The sequence below is a fragment of the Kitasatospora sp. NPDC127035 genome (assembly GCF_042726075.1).
GTDB lineage: Bacteria > Actinomycetota > Actinomycetes > Streptomycetales > Streptomycetaceae > Kitasatospora.
Map to the genome: position 1 here is coordinate 1 of NZ_JBHXDN010000151.1, position 3,870 is coordinate 3,870.

Consider the following 3,870-nt stretch of genomic DNA (forward strand, 5'->3'; position numbering starts at 1 on the left):
CCGCTACGAACGCAAGGCCGACCACTTCGCCGCCTTCGCCAGCATCGCCGCGGCCCTCATCTGCACCCGACGGCTATCCAAATGAGATGTCTTCTAAGTGGAGGTGGGGATGTCAAGTCCCCGGAGTACGGGCTCGGCCCCGAAGCGGTCCTGGTGCTCGTCGATGAGCTTCAGTACCGTCGCCAGGTCGGGTCGAGCTCCTGGGCGAAAAAAGCCGAGGCGGCCTCAATGCCGCTCAGTTACTGACTTCGACACTTCAAGGTGACGGTGGCGGAAGGTCGAGGGAGAGTGCGGTCGCGGCAATGAAGCCGTTGAGTGTGTCGGATCGGTACTGCAGGCGCTTCAGACGGTTTCGGACGAGGGTTTCGAGTCGGTCGAGGGCGACGCTTGCGAGATTCGCCAGGCTTCGTTTGACGTGGGCCCACAGGTACTCAACCGCGTTCAGCTCTGGTGCGTACCCGGGCAGTACGAACACGGTCAGCCAGTCCCGCGCGCCGATCAGGCCGCGCATGGCATGGGAGACATGGTGTTCAGCCGGTCCCACTCCAGCACGATCGGGCGCCCTGACCAGGTGGTACATCCCGTCGATCAGGCTGATGTCGTCGTGCTCGGACAGACTGCGGCGTTCGCCCTTGCGGCCGCTGTGCCGCAGGACCCGGTGGCACAACCAGGTGCGCGATCCGGGTCTCATCGCGAGCAGCCCAGCGACCGAGATCCGCCCGGAGCCCCGGCCGCTGACCTTGGCGGCCCGGTTCGTGTCGAGGGTGCCGTCCTTGGCCATGGCGTCCATCTGGGCCGGGCGGGCGTAGCCAACGGGTCGCAGGTTCTGGCCCTCGGGGCTGGCGAGGTACTCCTCCCACAGTCGGGCCGCCGCCGGGTGGGGGTGTCCTTGTTGATCGCCTGGGCGTAGTACTGGGAGAAGCTGCCGTCGAAGGGGATGGAGACCTTCCAGTCCTCCCCTTGGCCGCGCAGGGTGTCGACGTGCTGGAGGTTGAGGAAGTCCCAGCTGATGGAGATCGGGGTTTCGCCCTTGACGATCGATTCCGGTACGGGGTTGCCGGTGTTGTAGTTGCCCACCGCGGCGAGCCGGCCGAAGAAGTCGATGCCCGGCTTGATGTCGTCGAACTAGTAGGGCTTGGTCAGGTCCGTATCGGTGTGGGTATGTCGCGGCGGCAGGTGGGGCAGGCGCCGGCCCAGGTCACGAGGAGTAACTGCAGCTCGCGGACGACCTGGTAGAGGCTCAGGCCGGTGCTGTTTCTTTTGGGGCCCGGGCCAGCCTCCGCAGCGTGCAGAAGGCGTGGGCGAGGGCGGCGAGGGTGACGTGGTGGTGCCAGCCGTTGAAGGTGCGGCCCTCGAAGTGGGCCAGTCCCAACGCCTGCTTCATCCAGCAGCAGCCCGCGCACATACGCCTGCCCCCAGCGGTGCTGGTCCGCGCGCGTGAACGCCTCGAACATATCCGCCGTGAACGCCTCGAGATCCTCCCGGACCTGATCCATCTCCCCAGATGCCCCTATGTTGTGTCAAGCGGCAGTCGCAAGCGTGGTGAGCGCGGTTGTCGGTTGGATGTGCCGGTAGAGCTCGCGGGCGACGTAGCGCTTGAGGCAGCGGATGATCTCTCGCTTGGACAGGCCCTGGGTGGTGCGTCGTTGCAGGTAGGTCTGGGTTCGTTCGTCCCAGCGTATGCGGGTCATGACGATGCGGTAGAGGGCCGCGTTGGCCTGCCGGTTTCCGCCTCGGTTCAGGCGTCGGCGTTGGGTCTTGCCGGAGGATAGCTCGACGGGGCTGACCCCGCAGAGGGCGGCGAAGGCCGCCTCGTCGGTGAGCCTTTCGGGGTTGTCGCCCGCGGCGATGAGTAGGGCGGCGGCGCTGTCCGGGCCGACTCCGACGAGGCCCAGCAGCTGCGGTCGGCAGGCGCGTACGGCCTTGGCGGTGCGACGGGTCAGTTCCTTGATCTCCTCGGTCAGGCTCTGTATCCGCCGGGCGAGCAGGCGCATCGTGAAGACGGCCTGGTCCCTGTCGTCGGGCAGTTCGCCGCATGTGGCGGTCAGGGCGCGGTTGGTCAGGCCGGCGAGCGACTCGCGCAAGGTGGGGTCGACCGCCAGGAGGACAGCCTTGAGCTGGTTCATGGCCTGGGTGCGGGCCTTGACGGCCGACTCCTTGGCCAGCCGGAGGACACGCAGGTCCGCGGCGGGTCCGTCCGCGGTCTTCGGTGTCGTCGTGGCCCGTCCGGACAAGACAGCGCGGGCCGCGGCGTCCGCGTCCACCGCGTCGGTTTTGCCGCGCTTGCGGCGGGTGGCGCGGTCGGGCTGGTTGATCTCTACGACGTCGAGGCCTTCGCGCCGCAGGACTCGTGTCAGGGCGGCTCCGTAGGAGCCGGTGCATTCGACACCGGCGCGCTTCAGAACTCCGAAAGACTGTCCCCAGGAGACCAGTTGGCGGTAGCCCTGGGCCGTGGCCGGGAACTCCTGGTACGCGAGCGAGGCGCCCAATGTGGTGATCACCGCTGCGACGTGGATGTCCTTGTGGGTGTCCACCCCGAGCACCACCTCCTCCGCGACGGAGGATCGCTGCGTGGGCAGGGCGGTCTGGGGCATGCTGGTGGCGGTCACAGGGCTCCTCGGACTGGGGCTGGTGGCCAGTGCCGGTCCGGTGGGCGGTCAGAACTGTGACGGTGCTTTGTTCCCGCAAAGCCCCTATCGGGACACGTCCACCGGGCCGATGCCGGCAAGTGCTGCACGGGGGCGGGAAGCCGACAGTTCTACTCCAAGGCAACTGAGGCCAGTTGTCACACGGGTCAGGCTCGCCGCCCCCGGCAGCACTCCATGATGCTCACAGTTGTCACAGACGATCGCAATCCGCACGTCCTTCGGATGCAGCGAGCGCAGGTAGCGGCAGAACTCCAGGAACTTGGAGCGGTTCTTGGTCTTCTTGACGTGGCCGTAGAGCTGGTCCTTGGCCAGGTCGTAGGCGGCGAACAGGTGCCGGACCCCGTGCGGTCGGGTGTAGGTCGCCCGTCGGCGGGGCCTTGGTTCGCGGTCGGGGTCCTTGCCCTTGCCGCCGCGCTCGGCCCACTGTCGGCCGGGGTGCGGCTGGAGGTTGAGCGGGCCGAACTCGTCCAGGCAGAAGACGACTTCGGGCTCTCCGTCCTCGGGTACGACCTCGCCGTCGGCGATCGCGTAGAGGCGTTCGACCCGGGCTTTCTTGGCCGCGTAGTCGGGGTCGCGGGAGGTCTTCCAGGTCTTCACGCGTTGAAACGAGACGCCCTCCTCGCGGAGCAGGACCCGAAGGCCCTCGTGGCTGATGTCGTCGACCACCCCCTCGGCGACCAGGAAGTCGGCCAGCTTGGCCAGGCTCCAGGTCGAGAACGGCAGGCCGTGCTCGACCGGCTTGGACTTGGCGATCTTCTTGATCTCCCGCCGCTCGGGCAGGATGAACGTCCTGGGCCGTCCACCCTTGTACTTCGGGTAGAGCGAGTCGAAGCCGTCAGCATTGAAGTTGTGGATCACGTCGCGGACCCGGTCCGCGCTGGTGAACGTCACCTCGGCGATCCTCGCCACCGGCATGCGCTGGGCGGACAGCAGCACCATCTGGGCCCGCCGCCAGGTCACCACCGACCCAGTGCCCCGGCGGACGATCCGCAGCAGCCGTCTGCCCTCGTCGTCATCGATCTCCCGGACCTGCACGCGTTCAGCCACGTGATCATTCTGACCGCCCAGAGCCACTGTCCGCAGCATCCGGGCGACCCCTCACGAGAGGGCGAACGTTGGCTGATGCGGCACTAGTAGGGCTTGGTCAGGTGTGCGCGATGGTGGCGTGTCTCTGTGTCAGCAAGCGCGTTGATGGTGTGTGACACCTGAGGAGATGGCCGAG

At 67.3% G+C, this 3,870-nt stretch carries 2 protein-coding genes and 3 pseudogenes; all 5 read right to left on the bottom strand.

Annotated elements, in window-relative coordinates:
• Positions 1-256 precede the first annotated feature (256 nt).
• A complete protein-coding gene (locus ACFWIC_RS40820; protein WP_380522249.1) occupies positions 257-691 on the bottom strand; it encodes a transposase in 435 nt (144 codons plus the stop codon).
• Between the two features lie 45 nt (positions 692-736).
• Positions 737-1,125: pseudogene (locus ACFWIC_RS40825) on the bottom strand (ABC transporter substrate-binding protein); the annotation flags it as partial.
• A gap of 115 nt (positions 1,126-1,240) precedes the next feature.
• Positions 1,241-1,384, bottom strand: a pseudogene (locus ACFWIC_RS40830) (IS701 family transposase); the annotation flags it as partial.
• A 136-nt stretch (positions 1,385-1,520) separates the two neighbouring features.
• Positions 1,521-2,609, bottom strand: coding sequence for an IS110 family transposase (locus tag ACFWIC_RS40835; protein ID WP_380522247.1), 1,089 nt, complete (start codon positions 2,607-2,609; stop codon positions 1,521-1,523).
• A gap of 213 nt (positions 2,610-2,822) precedes the next feature.
• Positions 2,823-3,695: pseudogene (locus ACFWIC_RS40840) on the bottom strand (IS630 family transposase); the annotation flags it as partial.
• Positions 3,696-3,870: the final 175 nt, after the last annotated feature.

Bases quoted from the DNA above. Each gene is read 5' to 3' on its own strand.
- ACFWIC_RS40820 (WP_380522249.1), bottom strand. From the start codon at position 691: ATGAGACCCGGATCGCGCACCTGGTTGTGCCACCGGGTCCTGCGGCAC.